11 protein-coding genes and 3 pseudogenes are annotated in these 13940 nt (G+C 67.8%); 5 read left to right on the forward strand and 9 right to left on the reverse strand.

The window, feature by feature from the left end:
• Positions 1-379: 379 nt before the first annotated feature.
• The 4 genes and pseudogenes from ABZY11_RS13925 to ABZY11_RS13940 form a co-directional block, all read right to left on the reverse strand.
• Positions 380-1569 (reverse strand): IS3 family transposase gene (locus tag ABZY11_RS13925; RefSeq protein WP_356479343.1). Its coding sequence is split into 2 segments (ribosomal slippage): positions 380-1338 and positions 1338-1569, totalling 1191 coding nucleotides; the frame shifts between segments, so codons are not numbered across the junction.
• A 130-nt stretch (positions 1570-1699) separates the two neighbouring features.
• Positions 1700-2904, reverse strand: a pseudogene (locus ABZY11_RS13930) (IS256 family transposase).
• Positions 2905-3128: 224 nt separating this feature from the next.
• Positions 3129-3272, reverse strand: a pseudogene (locus ABZY11_RS13935) (N-acetyltransferase); the annotation flags it as partial.
• Positions 3273-3610: 338 nt separating this feature from the next.
• Complete coding sequence (locus ABZY11_RS13940; protein ID WP_356479344.1) at positions 3611-4924, reverse strand: ice-binding family protein; 1314 nt, start codon at positions 4922-4924, stop codon at positions 3611-3613.
• 815 nt (positions 4925-5739) lie between these two features.
• On the opposite strand from ABZY11_RS13940, the pseudogene ABZY11_RS13945 reads away from it, so the two are divergent.
• Together ABZY11_RS13945 and ABZY11_RS13950 are read left to right on the forward strand one after the other, a co-directional pair.
• A pseudogene (locus ABZY11_RS13945) lies at positions 5740-5841 on the forward strand (helix-turn-helix domain-containing protein); the annotation flags it as partial.
• Between the two features lie 151 nt (positions 5842-5992).
• Positions 5993-6409: a transposase gene (locus tag ABZY11_RS13950; protein ID WP_356479384.1), complete on the forward strand. Its 417-nt coding sequence runs from the start codon at positions 5993-5995 to the stop codon at positions 6407-6409.
• Here the strand turns inward: ABZY11_RS13950 and ABZY11_RS13955 are convergent.
• The 3 genes from ABZY11_RS13955 to ABZY11_RS13965 all read right to left on the reverse strand — a co-directional run bounded on the left by ABZY11_RS13955 (position 6381) and on the right by ABZY11_RS13965 (position 8011).
• The gene (locus ABZY11_RS13955; RefSeq protein WP_356479345.1) at positions 6381-6929 is read right to left on the reverse strand and encodes a DUF5565 family protein; all 549 of its coding nucleotides are present in this window, start codon (positions 6927-6929) and stop codon (positions 6381-6383) included. The two genes, ABZY11_RS13950 and ABZY11_RS13955, sit on opposite strands and share 29 nt — an antisense overlap.
• Positions 6930-6993: 64 nt before the next feature.
• On the reverse strand, positions 6994-7380 hold the full coding sequence (locus ABZY11_RS13960) for a recombinase family protein (RefSeq protein ID WP_356479385.1): 387 nt from the start codon (positions 7378-7380) through the stop codon (positions 6994-6996).
• Positions 7352-8011 carry a helix-turn-helix domain-containing protein gene (locus tag ABZY11_RS13965; RefSeq protein ID WP_356479346.1) on the reverse strand — a complete coding sequence of 220 codons (660 nt, stop codon included), beginning with the start codon at positions 8009-8011 and terminating at the stop codon, positions 7352-7354. The genes ABZY11_RS13960 and ABZY11_RS13965 overlap by 29 nt, the downstream gene beginning before the upstream one ends.
• Before the next feature lie 60 nt (positions 8012-8071).
• Here ABZY11_RS13965 and ABZY11_RS13970 point away from each other — a divergent pair, with 60 nt between their 5' ends.
• Positions 8072-8725, forward strand: a complete 654-nt coding sequence (locus ABZY11_RS13970; protein WP_356479347.1) for a class I SAM-dependent methyltransferase — start codon at positions 8072-8074, stop codon at positions 8723-8725.
• Positions 8726-8979: 254 nt separating this feature from the next.
• Here the strand turns inward: ABZY11_RS13970 and ABZY11_RS13975 are convergent, their stop codons facing one another.
• Positions 8980-9915 (reverse strand): sigma-70 family RNA polymerase sigma factor, encoded by a 936-nt coding sequence (locus ABZY11_RS13975; RefSeq protein WP_356479348.1) that lies wholly within the window; start codon positions 9913-9915, stop codon positions 8980-8982.
• Between the two features lie 10 nt (positions 9916-9925).
• Positions 9926-11113: an FAD-dependent oxidoreductase gene (locus tag ABZY11_RS13980; RefSeq protein WP_356479349.1), complete on the reverse strand. Its 1188-nt coding sequence runs from the start codon at positions 11111-11113 to the stop codon at positions 9926-9928.
• 436 nt (positions 11114-11549) lie between these two features.
• Here ABZY11_RS13980 and ABZY11_RS13985 point away from each other — a divergent pair, with 436 nt between their 5' ends.
• Both ABZY11_RS13985 and ABZY11_RS13990 read left to right on the forward strand, forming a co-directional pair.
• Positions 11550-12308, forward strand: coding sequence for a GntR family transcriptional regulator (locus ABZY11_RS13985; RefSeq protein ID WP_356479350.1), 759 nt, complete (start codon positions 11550-11552; stop codon positions 12306-12308).
• A gap of 48 nt (positions 12309-12356) precedes the next feature.
• A complete protein-coding gene (locus ABZY11_RS13990) occupies positions 12357-13736 on the forward strand; it encodes an MFS transporter (RefSeq protein ID WP_356479351.1) in 1380 nt (459 codons plus the stop codon).
• Positions 13737-13940: the final 204 nt, after the last annotated feature.

Consider the following 13940-nt stretch of genomic DNA (forward strand, 5'->3'; position numbering starts at 1 on the left):
CCCATCCGCATACCTCACACACCACGGAATACAGCCATTACGGCGAACGCGTCAGGGACTTCGAGAAGGTTCACCCCAACGGGCCGAAGTCAGTAACTGCGTCAGCACGATCCTTGCCTGTCAGTACGCGCACGGTGTCGCCGGCCACCAGCCATGACACTGGCCCAAGGACCAGGAGAACACCGGCGACCGCGAGGGGCACCCCGGCCGCGAACACAAGCGCAGACCGATTGCACCTCGCCCATGCGGCAATGCGACGCCAACTCACCAATTTCCCCCCGGTTGCCCCAACCCTACTGCGCCTCATGGTCGCTACACCGTGGGAGGCCAGGAACATGCGCAGTCACATTGTCAAGCCCCGGGTTTCGTGGAGACTGAGTTAGGTGGTTTTCTGGAGTGACGCAGGAGGTTCGGCCGCGAGGTAGTGGGCTGCCTCGTGCTCGGCAGGGGTGACGTGGCCGAGTTCGCCGTGGAGGCGGCGCTGGTTGAACCAGTCGACGTACTCGGCGGCGCCGACCTCGACGTCGTTGACGCCGGTCCACGGTCCCTTGTTGCGGATCAGCTCGGCCTTGAACAGGCTGTTGAACGCCTCGGCCAGGGCGTTGTCGTACGAGTCGCCCTTCGAGCCGACCGAGGCCACGACGTCCTGCTGTTCCAGGCGTTCGGTGTAGCGAATGGCACGGCATTGAACGCCGCGGTCGGAGTGGTGTATCAGCCCGGTCAGATCGCCGCTGGCGTGCCGGCGCCGCCAGATGGCCATCTCCAGGGCGTCCAGGGCGAGGCCGGTGTAGAGGGAGGTGGCGACCTGCCAGCCGACGACCATGCGAGAGAAGACGTCGATGACGAAGGCGGCGTAGACCCAGCCGGAGAAGGTTCTGATGTAGGTGATGTCGGCCACCCATAGCTGGTTCGGTGCACTCGCGGTGAATGCCCGCTCGACCAGATCAGCCGGCCTTGCCGTCTCGGGCGCGGGGCGGGTGGTGCGCGGGCTCTTGGCCCGGATCACGCCACGCAGTCCGGCCCGGCGCATCAGGCGCTCGACCGTGCAGCGGGCCACCTCGTGCCCCTCGCGCAGGAGGGCGGCGTGGACCTTGCGGGCCCCGTAGACGCTGTAGTTGGCCTCGTGGATCCGGCGTATCTCCTCGGTGAGGTGCTCGTCTCGCAGGCTGCGGGCCGAGGACGGGCGGGTGCGGGCGGCGTAGTAGGTGCTCGGCGCGATCGGTGCGTCCGTCTCGGCGAGGACGTCACAGATCGGCTGGACGCCGAACAGATTCTTGTACCGGTCGATGTAGGCGACCTTCATCGCAGTGGACGGTCCAGCTCCGCGGCGAAGAAAGACGCCGCGGCCTTCAAGATGTCGTTGGCCCGCTTCAGCTCGGCGATCTCCTTCTTCATCGCCTTGATCTGCGCGGATTCCTCCGTGGTTGTCCCCGGCCTCTGCCCGGAGTCGATCTCGTCCCGCTTGACCCAGTTCCGCAACGTCTCGGCCGAGCCGATACCGAGCTTCTGGGCGACCGCCCACACCGCAGCCGACTCGTTCGGGCAATCACCGCGGACCTCGGCGACCACACGGACCGCTCACTCACGCAGCTCAAGGGGACAGGAAGAAGGGCGTGCCATGACTCAATCCTTTCACGGAATCGAGTCTCCATTCGAGCCGGTGCGGTTCAATTTAATGGCTGATCTTGGTTGTTGAGGTTCAGTTGTTGGCCGGGGTGAGCCGGCCCTCGAAGGCGATCTGGAACGCGTTGAGGGGTGCCTTCCAGCGCATGGTCCACCTCTTGCGGCCCTTCCCCGTCGGGTCCAGGCTCATCAGCGCCATGTAGACGCAATTGAGGGCGGCGGCCTCGTTGGGGAAGTGTCCGCGGGCCCGTACGGCCTTGCGTATGCGGGCGTTCACGGACTCGATCGCGTTCGTCGAGCAGATGACCTTCCGGATCTCGACGTCGAAGGAGAGGAAGGGAACGAACTCTGCCCAGGCGTTCTCCCACAGCTTGATGACCGCCGGATACTTCCAGCCCCAGGCTTCCTGGGACTCCCCGAACCGCTCCGTCGCCGCGTCTTCGTTGGGTGCGGTGCAGACGGGCCTGAGGGCCTTGGCGACCTTGTCCCAGTCCTGGCGGGCCGCGTAACGGAAGCTGTTGCGCAGGAGGTGAACCACGCAGGTCTGGACAATCGTTCGAGGCCAAACGGCCTCCACCGCCTCGGGCAGGCCCTTGAGCCCGTCGCAGACGAGCATGAGCACATCGTCCAGGCCGCGGTTCTTCAGCTCGGTGAACACGTGCAGCCAGACTTGGCGCCCTCACCGCCGTCGCCGGCCCAGATCCCCAGGATGTCCCGGGTGCCTTCGACGGTCACCGCCATCACGACGTAGACCGGCCGGTTCGCGACCTGCCCATCCCTGATCTTGACGTTGATGGCGTCCATGAACAGAACCGGACAGACACGGTCGAGTGGCCGGTTCTGCCATTCGGCCATCCCGTCCATTACCTTGTCGGTGATCGTGGAGATGGTCTGCTTGGACACCTCCGCTCCGTAGACCTCGGCCAGGTACGCGGAGATCTCCCCGTGGGTGAGGCCCTTGGCGGACAGGGAAAGCACCATTTCGTCCACGCCGGACAGGCGGCGCTGGCGCTTCTTGACGATCTGCGGCTCGAAGCTGCCGGCGGTGTCCCGGGGCACCCTGACCTCGACCGGGCCGACATCGGTCAGCACGGTTTTCGCACGAGTGCCGTTGCGGCTGTTGCCGTTGTTCTTCCCGGCCGGATCGTGCTTCTCGTAGCCGACATGGTCGGTGATCTCGCCCTCCAGGGCCGACTCCAGCACCCTCTTGGTCAGCTGCTGCAACAGCCCACCCTCACCGGTCAGCTGCAGGCCCTCGTTGCGGGCCCGGTCGACCAGCATCGCGACGAGCTGTTCGTCCGACGCGGCCGACGGCACCGCACCACCGCCCGGCTCCTCGACGGACTCGTGCTCGATCGTCGTCTCGCTCACTTGGCGTCTCTCCTTGATCAGCAGATCCGCCGTTGATTAGAAACTCCCGGGTCGGCTGAACGTCATCGGTGTTGGGGCGATTGTCATGTGGCCGGGGTGCGAAGTAGCTACGGTGCGAGGACGCCGACCACCGCGGAGAACGGGACATGCCGCTGCTCCTTGTCGTCCACCACGAGCTGCGAGTCCTTCGAGCCTGGCGTGATCGGCCGCCACGACCGGCCTTCGGCCCGCGAGTAGTCGACCACGCCGTCGTAGAGTTCGGCCCGCAGGATCGGGATCTCGTCCTCATGCCGGGCCCTGAGCCCGACCTTGCTGCCCCCTTAGCATGCAAACTTCCTTATCCGACCGGGCTGGCCGACGGCAAACCAATAGAGCAACTGCATTGGCCTGGCGGAGGCCCCCGACTCTGTGACCTCCCTCACCCGCACATTCGCGGCCAACTCCGCCCGCCTGGCCCGCCCGCTCCGTGAGCGCCCCTACCTGTCGTAGCTGACCACGGCGCGGCTGCCGGGCGCGCGTCGCCGACGATTCGTTCCTGTCCGGCTGAACCAACCGGAGAGGCATCTCGCTTTCGATCTGCTGCCGATGAGCAGAGCACCCGCGGTGTGTGATCGCGCTACCAGGGGCGGGTGATCGTGTTGGTGTCCAGGGAGACCGATCCGTCGCGGGCCAGGGTCTGGCCGTTGACCGTGACGCCGGTGGTCACCGTGATCGAGGTCGCGGCCAGGAACCTGCCGGCCAGGATGCTGTCAGTACCCAGGGTGCCTGAACTGCCGATCTGCCAGATGATGTTGCGGGCCGTGGCTCCGTTGACGAGGAGCACGCCGCTGGCGGTGGCCGTCGTCAGGGTTGATCCGATCTGGAAGACCCAGCGGGCGTTGCGGTCGCCCTGTGCGTCCAGTGTGAGCGTTCCGGTGAGTCCGATGGAGGTGGCGGCGTTGTAGACGCCGGGGGTCAGTGTGAGGCCGCCGATGTCTCCGGAGATGGTGGCGTCGGGGATCTGGGCGGCGGCGTTGTTGTAGGTGGCGACCAGATCGGCGTGGGCCGCGGTGGCTGCCGCGTCGGAAATGTGGATGGTTCCGGTGACCTGGCCGGGCGGGAACCCGGTGACGGACACTCCGGGGCTCGCTCCCAGGTCGCCGGTGACACTGGTGGCGCCGGTGTTGGTGACTGACGCTCCGCCGAGTACCGCGAAGCTTCCCAGATACGTGTAGGCGTTCGTGGCGGTTGTGGTGCCGCCGAGGGTGGTGATGGAGACGTCGGCCGGGCCGAGGGCGCCGGCCGGTACCAGGGCGTCGATCTCGGTGTCCGAGGCGATCCGGAAGGAGGTGACGGGTGTGCCGTCGAAGGTGACGCCGGTGGTGTAGGAGAACCCGGTTCCGGTGATGACAACGAGGTTGCCGCCCCCGACCGGCCCGGAGTCGAGGGTGACGACAGTGAGGGACGGCGGGGCGAGGTAGGTGTAGGTGACCGTGTCAGCGATCCCGCCTCTGGTACGCACGGTGATCGTCACCGGGCCTGCGGAAGCCGCCGTGGGGACAGTCACCGTGAGCTGGCTGTCGGAGTCGACAGTGAATGCGGCGGCCTGCGTACCGAATCGGACTTCGCTCGTGGTGTAGAGGTTGAGGCCGGTGAGGATCACGGTGTTGCCGCCTGCCAGGGACCCGGCGGGAGGCGGGGTGATGCGGAAGATGGGCGGCGGCAGGTAGTAGAAGGTGCCGACCCCCGTCCCTCCGGGGGTGGTCACGGAGACCGGGGCGGCGCCGTTGCCGGAGGGGGTGACGGTGGCGGTGGTGGTGTCGCTGACGACCGTGAAGCTCGCAGCCTTGCGGGCGCCGTAGCGCACGGCGGTGGTGCCGGTGAAGTGGCTGCCGGTGAGGGCCACTGCGTCGCCGCCGCCGGTGGAACCCTGGTTCGGTGAAACGGGCATGGGAGTGCTCCTTGGGACGAATCGCAGAGCCACCCTGCGGCCCGTCGGCCGCGATCGACCGTGCGACCAGACTGGAGCCCGGATGGCTCGGGGAGACCCAGGGCCAGCGGATGGGGCTCGGACCAGTCAGAACGGTGCAGCGGCGGACGATGCCGCGAGATCGCTCGGCTACGGCTGGAACGTCATGCGTCGAACACGTCCGTGACCACGGGAGGGACCGAGCTACACGGGCGCCTCGCGCGAACACCGACCAGATTCCCGCATACGAGGACCATCAGCGAGCAGGCCAGTTGTCGCGCTCCCCGGAGAGGGATGGGCGGCCCACCGGTTCAGGCCCCAGTAGCCCATACAGCTGACATATTTGGCAATCACCTTGTCAAAAAGTCAGCCAAATGCCTGAGCGCACAACTGATCAGGCCCCAACGGTGCACCACCGACACGCGCCACGATGCGCCCCCGCTGGAGCGAGTCACTCACTGCCCACACCGAGGCCGTGGATCCGCTCCCAAGTGAGCCCTGAGAACGCCCGATTCATCGGCCTCGCCGTTGCTTCCGTCCCACTCGATCGAGTGGGTGGGATCAATGGGTGGTTGCAACATCCCAGGTAGAACGGTTGCCGGAGGTGTTGCAGGGTGGCGAGGATCGGTCGTCCGGGGTTGTCGGACGAGCAGAAGCGTGACGTGTGGCGACGGTGGCGGGACGGGCAGTCGCTGAGCGAGATCGGGCGGGCGCTGGGGAAGGTCCCTGGGCCGATCCATGGGGTAATCGCAGCGAACGGTGGATATGCCCCGGCTGCCCGCACGAGATCCGACAGGGTGCTGTCGTTGGCGGAGCGGGAGGAGATCTCCCGTGGTCTGGCTGCCGGTGATTCCTTCCGGCAGATCGCGGCCCGACTCGGCCGGGCTCCCTCCACGGTCAGCCGTGAAGTGCCGTCATGGCGGGCGGGAGAAGTACCGGGCCGCCCGTGCCGACGAACGCGCCTGGGGCAAGGCGCGGCGCGGGCCCTGACCCCGGGTTTTGGACACCGGAGACACTCGGATCTTGATGGTCCAGGAGAACGGAGTCCCCGTGGGGATGAAGCACTACCCCGCCGAGTTCAAGGCGGACGCAGTCGCGTTGTACCGGTCCCGTCCAGGAGCGACGATCAAGTCGGTCGCCACCGACCTCGGAGTGAACCGCGTCACCGCCAGGCTGCTGCGCCGCAGCAGGTGCGGAGTGGGAGCCGGAGCGACGCCAGCATTCCCGGCTCGGCCAGCGATCCCCGATCGCTTACGAGAACACCTTCCAAACAACATCAACTACCCTGACCCGAACCGCATAGACGTGTTCAAGATCCGGGGTCAAGGCCCTCAGTTGCCCGGACGCCCGTCCGCACAACTCGCCGACTCGCACCGCCACGTAGGTATGCAACACCGCCCCCGCACCGGTTCGGTGTTGCGGGGGCGGTGCGTTGTTGTCACCCTTTCGGGAAGTCCCTGGCTTTGATCTTCGCCATCCGCCCGTCGGGGTGGTGCCAGACGATGCCTTCGCACCCGTTGGCTTCGGCCAGGGCCACGACGGTGCTACGGATGCCGTCGAACGTCAGCTCCAGCACCTGGACGTGCTGCGCCGCAGCGTGCTCGACAAGCCTGTGAACGTCGCCGCCCTCGGGATTTCCGTTCACCTTCGGGCCGATCAGCTCGAAGGTCCCGGCGGTCCACTCGCCGGGGCCGGTCGCCTGCAGGGCCTCTGCGTGGAACTTGGCGAATGACGACTGGCCTATTGGCTCCCAGCCGATGGTCTTGCCGGTCTCGGTGTCGGTGGACAGGGCTACGTAGTTCGGCGGCACCGGTTTACGGGGCTTCACCTCACGACGCGCCCACCACTTGCCTGCTTCGTCGAGCATCACGCAGGTGCCGTCGTACTTGCGGGTGGCCCGCCCTTCACCGGTGACCACCCATTCGCAGCCGGGCGTCACCTTGGGCAGGACGTGCGCGGGGTTGTTGTCGAAGTCGCGGACGAACACAGTGGGAATCTTCTGCATTCCGGGATCCTGTCCGTTGACCGGCCCGCGTGCATCGGAATTTCGTTCACGGTGCGCTCCGCTGCTCAGATATCGAGGTCCGTCGGCAGCGCAGGAGGGGTCGCAACTCGGGGGCAGGTCCCGGGCCGTGACGCACCCGTTCTTCGGTCATGGCCGATGGGCGGCCAAGGCGGGCCCCGCGGGCGCGCGCGGCGTCCAGGCCCTCGTTCGTGCCCTGGGCGATGAGCTCGCGGATGAACTCCGCCGGGGCGGCGAAGACGTTGAACACGAGTCGGCCGCCCGGCGTCGTGGTGCCGGGCCCACTGAGCGTTCGGTCCGCTGATTGATGCTTGGTTCCAACCTCGACGCCACGACGGAGCGAGAGAACACGACGTTCCGGGGCGTGGCCGTCTCGGCTGCGCCTGTCAGGGCGACGCCTGCCCGCCTGCCGCAGGGTCGGTGCACAGTTGGGTGCGCAAGGTGGCGTACGCCCACTCCTCCCACGCGCCGGGGGTCCAGCCGCGGTCGTGGACGAAGACCAGGTACAGCTGCGGGCTGAGCAGGCCGAAAAGCAGGTCCGCGGCCCTCTCGACGCCGACGCCGGGGTGGACGTCGAGCTTGCCGGCCAGTGCTTCGGCCGCAGCGTGCTGCACGGTGTAACGCGGATCGGGACCGTCGGGCCACTGTGCGGCGATCTCCGGGTCGGTGGCCGCGGCGGCCGCGATCAGCGGCATGATCGGGGCGACCCGGGCGAGGATCTCGCCGGTGCCGTGAACATGTGCGCGCAACTGGTCGGCTGCGGTGTGCGCGGCGCACGCGGCGCGGAACCACTCGCGATCCATGGTGGCGATCGGCTCGACGTCACCGGCGATGGATGCGTCGATCACGTCCTTGAACAAGGTGCGCTTGTTGCGGAAGACGAAGTAGATGGTCTGAATGGCCACGCCCGCCCGGTCTGCGACCTCCTGAAGGCTCGTGACTCCGTAACCCTGGGCGACGAACAGCTCCCGCGCCGCCTCGATGACCTTCTCGCGGGTCCGGCGCGAGCGCTCGGCCCGTTTGTCCGGCCGCTTGACTGCATTCATACCGGGAGTCTATATCTAGAGTTCATCACTAGAGTTCGACTCTAAGTTCTTGGAGGGGCGATGAGCGAGCCGTCGGCCGCTGTACCGCAGAACGAAGAAGGTGCCCGGTCAGAACGCGATCAGGAGGAGGCCGTCCGCCGCGAGCTGGAGGGCTACTACCGAGCCGGAAAGCCGCCGTGGGACACGGAGGTGACGCCGCCCGAGCTGGCGGCCATGGTGGAGGGGGACGACGCGCTGCCACCCGGGCGCGCCCTCGAACTGGGCTGCGGCACCGGAACCAACGCCACCTACCTGGCACGGCACGGCTGGGAGGTGGTGGCGGTCGACCTGATCAACCGCGCGATCGATCAGGCCCGCAAGAAGGCCGACGCGTCGGGGACGGCCGTCCGGCTGCTGTGCGCGGACGCCACTCGGCTCGATGAGGTGGACGCGCCCGGCCCGTTCGACCTGTTCTTCGACCTGAGCTGCTACTGCGGAATCCCCCCGCACCGCCGCGACGCATACGCCGCCGGGCTCACCCACCGCGCCGCCCCCGGAGCGCGGCTGCTGATGTTCGGATACGGCCCCGAGGCGTTCGACGATCCGATCTCCGGTGTCACCGCCGACGAACTGCGCGCCAGGTTCACCGGTTGGGACCTGGTCGAGACCACACCCGGCACGAACTCGGTGCCCACCTTCTGGTTCACCCTGCGCCGCACCGCCGACGCGGAATGAGCAGGCCGGCGACCAGGCACGTGGGACCGGAACAGCGGGGTCGGGCCGCGCTGTGACTTCGAGCGACAGGTGGCCAGCCAGGGGCGCTCGGATCCGCCCTGGTCAGCCCTGGTTGGCCATCGGGGATCCGAACCGCATGGCCGAATCCGATTCGGCAGACCGACGTGCTTCGGCCCCCCGCGCTGCTTCGGCCTCCGCGCTGCACAGGTGCCGTCCTCGCTCCCACTCGGGTCGCTGGATTCCGGTGGCTCAGGTCACCATGCGCTGATGACCGGCGCGTCGGGCTCTTGCTGCCGCCAGGCCCCGCTGAGGCGCGCGAGCCGGTCCGTGGCGGCGATGCCGTGCAGGGACGCGACCTTGCCGTCGCTGACCTCGAACGCCACGGCGCCCACGACCCGGTCATCGATCACGGCGAGGACGGCCGGGGAGCCGTTGACCAGTGCGATGTGGAACGCGGGGGAGCCACCGGCCAGCCGCCGCTTCGCCGGAGTGGGCTTGAAGCCGGCCCGCACGTAGGAGGCTACGCGCTCGCGCGTCTTGTACCGCAGCAGCCGCCTGGCCAGTCCGGCGCCGTCCGAGACCGCCGTCACGTCGTCGGTGAGCAGCGCCACCAGCCGTTCGGTGCGCCCCGACGTAGCGGCGGCGAGGAACTCCTCGACGACCCGGCGCGCGGACGCGGGGTCGGCCTCGCCGCGGCGGCGCTCGGCGGCGACCCGGATCCGGGCGCGGTGGACATGCTGCTGGCTCGCGGACTCGGTGATGTCGAGGATCCCGGCGATCTCGGCGTGGCTGTACGAGAAGGCCTCACGCAGGACGTAGACGGCCCGCTCGACCGGTGAGAGGCGCTCCATGAGGGTCAGTACGGCCAAGGACACCGATTCGCGCTGCTCGAAGGTGTCGGCCGGGCCGAGCATCGGGTCGCCCTCAAGGAGCGGCTCGGGCAGCCAGGCACCGGCCGCGCGCTCGTGGCGCGCCTGCGCCGAGCGGAGCCGGTCGAGGCAGAGATTGGTGACGACCTTGGTCAGCCACGCCTCCGGCACCTCGATCCGTTCACGGTCTGCGGCCTGCCAGCGCAGGAACGCGTCCTGCACGGCGTCCTCGGCGTCGGCGGCCGAGCCGAGCAGACGGTACGCGAGCGAGGCCAGCCGGCCCCGCCCGGCCTCGAACCGATCGATGGCTGCGCTGTCCATGCCGAACAGCCTATGCGGCGCTCACACCGGCCTGGTCGGGCGCGGTGGCCAGGCGGCGCTTGCGCTTCGGCATGCCGAAGGTCGGGTGGACGACGCCCCACCCGGCCCCCTTGAGCACGCCCGACTTGAGCCGCGCGGCGGTCCGGCCGCCCAGGTACCAGGACTTCGACCGGACGTCCCCGTCCACCATCTGGAAGATCGCGTCCCGTCTCCCGAGGCTGATGTGGTTGCCGTGGTACTTCAGCCCGGTGGTCGGGATCTCGCTGCCCGTCAGGCGCGCGATGATCGCGGCCGTTGCCTGCATGTTGGTGAAGCCGGCCGAGGCGCAGGACATCGGCAGCGGCCGGCCGTTCTCTCCGATGGCGTAGGCGCAGTCACCGGCGGCGTAGACGTCCGGGTGCGAGACCGAGCGCATGGTGCGGTCGACGACGATCTGGCCGGTCCCGGCAACCTCCAGGCCGCTGTCGGCCGCGATGGGGTGCACGGCGAACCCGGCCGACCACACGGTCACCTCGGCCGGGATGGACATACCGTCGGCGGCGATCGCCCGCGTCGGCTCGACGGCTTCGATGCCGGTGTGCTCGTGGACGGTGATGCCGAGCCGGTCGAAGGCCTGGCGCAGGTGGCGGCGGGCCTTCGGGGAGAGCCAGGCGCCCAGCTCGCCGCGGGCGGCGAGTGCGACCGAGAGGTCGGGCCGGGACTCGGCGAACTCGGTGGCGGTCTCGATGCCGGTCAGCCCCTCACCGACGACCAGCACCGTGCCGCCCTCGCCCAGGCCGGCCAGACGCTCGCGCAGACGCAGCGCCGAGGACCGGCCGGTCACATCGAAGGCGTACTCGGCCACGCCGGGGACGCCATGGTGGGCGACGGCGCTGCCGAGCGTGTAGAGAAGCGTGTCGTACGCGAGTTCGCCGTCGCCGTCCTCGCCAGTCAGGGCGACGGTCCTGCGCTCGGGGTCGACGCCGGTGACGCGCGCCAGGCGCAGCCGCACCCCGGTACCGGCGAACACGTCGGCGAGCTTGCGGAACGCGAGGTCCTGGCCGATCGCGAGCTGGTGGAGCCGCATCCGCTCGACGAAGTCGGGCTCGGCGTTGACGACGGTGATCCCGGTGTCGGTGGAGGAGAGCCGCCGGGCCAGGTTTCCGGCGGCGAAGGCCCCGGCGTATCCGGCGCCGAGTACGACGATGCGGTGCTTCATGGCGTTGCTCCTGTCTCGTTCGCGTGCCTCTTGAACGAGACGGCGCCCCGATTGCTGACAGGAGCCGGGTGTGACGCGGGTCACCGAACCGGGATGAGCGGCTGAGCCTTCTTCCAGCCATCACAGCGGCACGTCCAACAAGAGCGGGAGCAGGCACGACGCACAGTAGCGGCCCGTTCCGTCACCATTCACCATCCACCCGTGCACACTGCCAGGAGCTTCCTGCCGCCCTGCGCTTCCGCCGGCCGGCGGAAGCCGGTCGTCGTGCTGGACCGCTTCTGCCCGTAGCACGCCAAGGTCCGTGTCCGGGCGGTCGATCGGCAGGCCGAGCGCGCAGCGTATTTCTACTCCAGCAGCTTTTTCCGGGTGCAGTAACTTGCCAACACCCCCTGGGAACGACCAGCTGCCGCAGAGCAGGACAACCGGAGGATCACCCATGCCCCGAGAGGCTCCGTACCTCGCAGTGGCCGACGTGCTGCGCGCCCGGATTGTCGCGGGAGAGTGGGAGATCGGGCAGCGCCTGCCATCCCGGGCACGGCTCGCCGAGGAGTACGGGGTCGGGCGCAACGTCGTGCAGAGGGCCATGGACCGTTTGATCACCGACGGTCTCCTCGAAGGACGCGCCGGCTCGGGAACCTACGTCCGCATGCCGCGCGAGCGCCTACGGCTGGTCCGCTCGCGGCACCGCGAACGCCGGGAGGGCTCTCCCCCATGGCCCGACAGGAGAGAGCGAGGCAGGGCCGACGCCTGGGATTCACACAGTCAGGTACGCGTCCCCGCCCCCGAGGCCATCGCCGAGCGGCTCGCCGTCAGGCCCGGGGAACTCTGCGTCAATACGCATTACGAGTTTCTCGCCGACGGGAAACCGGTCCAGCTTTCCGAATCCTGGGAGCCGATGGCCATCACGGATGGAACGCCGATCGTGCTTCCCGAGATGGGCCCCCTGGCGGGAAAGGGCGTGGTCGAGCGCATGCGCTCCATCGGCGTGGTCATCTCCACTGTGGTCGAGGTTCCGCGCCCGGCTCGTGCCACCCAGGTGCAGGCGAACCTCCTGGGCATCAGCGTGGGGGACCTCGTGCTTCAGATCGAGCGGACCATCTACGACACGGACGGACGTCCGGTGGAAACGGCCGACATGGTCATTCCGGACGTGTGCCGGGAAGTGGTCTACGAGTTCGGCGTCGACCGCCCGTAGTGGTTGAAGCATCAGAGAGACATCGCCAATTCGACAGCAGGGTATCGAATGTCAAAGTCCTCCCGGCTCGGCCTTTTACGCGATCGAGACTTCGGGCGATTGTTTGCCGCCACCGCGCTCGGCCAGCTGGGCGACCGCATCATCTTTCTGGCCCTTCCTCTGGTTGCCATCGCGGCATTGCATGCCGATGAGTTCCAGGTCGGATTGCTGGCCGCGATGACTACGGCAGGCTCGCTCCTGGTCGGGCTGCCGGCAGGTGCGTGGGTGGACCGCATGCGGAAGCGATCGGTGATGATCAGCACGGATCTCGTTCGCGCGCTGGTCCTCTTGACGATACCGGTGGCCTGGTGGGCAGGCCTTCTCGCTATCTGGTGGCTCTACACAGTTGCCCTGGTTCATGGAGTGTTGACTGTTTTCTTCGATGTCGCATACGTCAGCTATCTCCCTCACTTGGTCGGACGTAGAAATCTTGTGGAGGGGAACTCGAAACTGTCGGTAATACGCTCGGTGACCAGTATCAGTGGGCCGACGGTGGCAGGTCCGCTGGTCGGCCTGGTTGGAGCCCCTGCGACGCTGTTGGCGAGTTCGGTCGGGATGGCCATGTCGGGGCTGCTTGCGAGCACGATCCACAAACGTGAGCAGAAGCCAAAATCGAGTGAGCGCCCGCAGCTGGGTCGAGAGATCAAGGACGGATTGAAGTTCGTCCTCAAGTCCCCCGTCCTGCGTGCCATCCTGCTGGGGGACGCGATATTCAATCTCTTCTTGGTCATGTATCAGACCATGTTGCTGGTCTTTCTGGAGCGGGAGACAGGCCTTCAGTCCTTTGGCATTGGCCTCATTCTGTCAGGAATGGGTTGTGGTGCCTTGCTGGGCGCACTGTTGGCAACCACGGTGGCGAAGCGGTTCGGGCACGGTCCGGTCATCTGGCTCGCGTCGCTGGTCACTTGTCCGTTGACCGTCCTCATGCCATTGGCCCGAACGGGTTGGAGCGTGTATGTGGCTGCGATCGGGCTCGCGGCTCTGTCGCTGGGCGGAGTCGTCCGCGTGGTGGCTCAATCAAGCTTCCAACAGGCCCTGACACCGGACCGGCTTCTGGGCCGGATGAGTGCAACAGCTCGGTTCGTGGCCTGGGGCGGCATTCCTCTCGGTGGCCTTTTGGGGGGAGCCTCGGGCTCTGTGCTCGGGGCAACGGGCACCTTGTGGATCGGTGCAGCCGGTATGACGCTGAGCGTCCTCCCCAACTTGCTGTCACCGCTTCGAACAATGCGCACGTTGCCCACGGAGGGGCCCCCGAGTTCGCGCACTGAGGCTTCACACGTGGCTGACAACCAGACACGCATGCGTGACCTGTGGGGCGAAGGGTCTTCACCCGCGCACGAAGTCGGTGCGGCCGAAAGGGACGACGCCGGCGGATCGGTCGGCAGGTGAAAAGTCGCTCCATGACCTCTCGCCCGCACCTTCTCGGCTCGGAAGGGGCGGCAGCGGTCGTACGAACTAAGACCTCTCACACGGGAGTTGGTCGCCGCTCTGAACTCCGCCGTCACGGTGGAACAGCTCGGTGACACCATCGCGCCGATCGATTACCCGGCCTGATCGGAAGCGGGGCCTTCGCGCGGGCCTCTGCGGGCCTGG

The organism is Streptomyces sp. NPDC006510 (genome assembly GCF_040611955.1).
GTDB lineage: Bacteria > Actinomycetota > Actinomycetes > Streptomycetales > Streptomycetaceae > Streptomyces.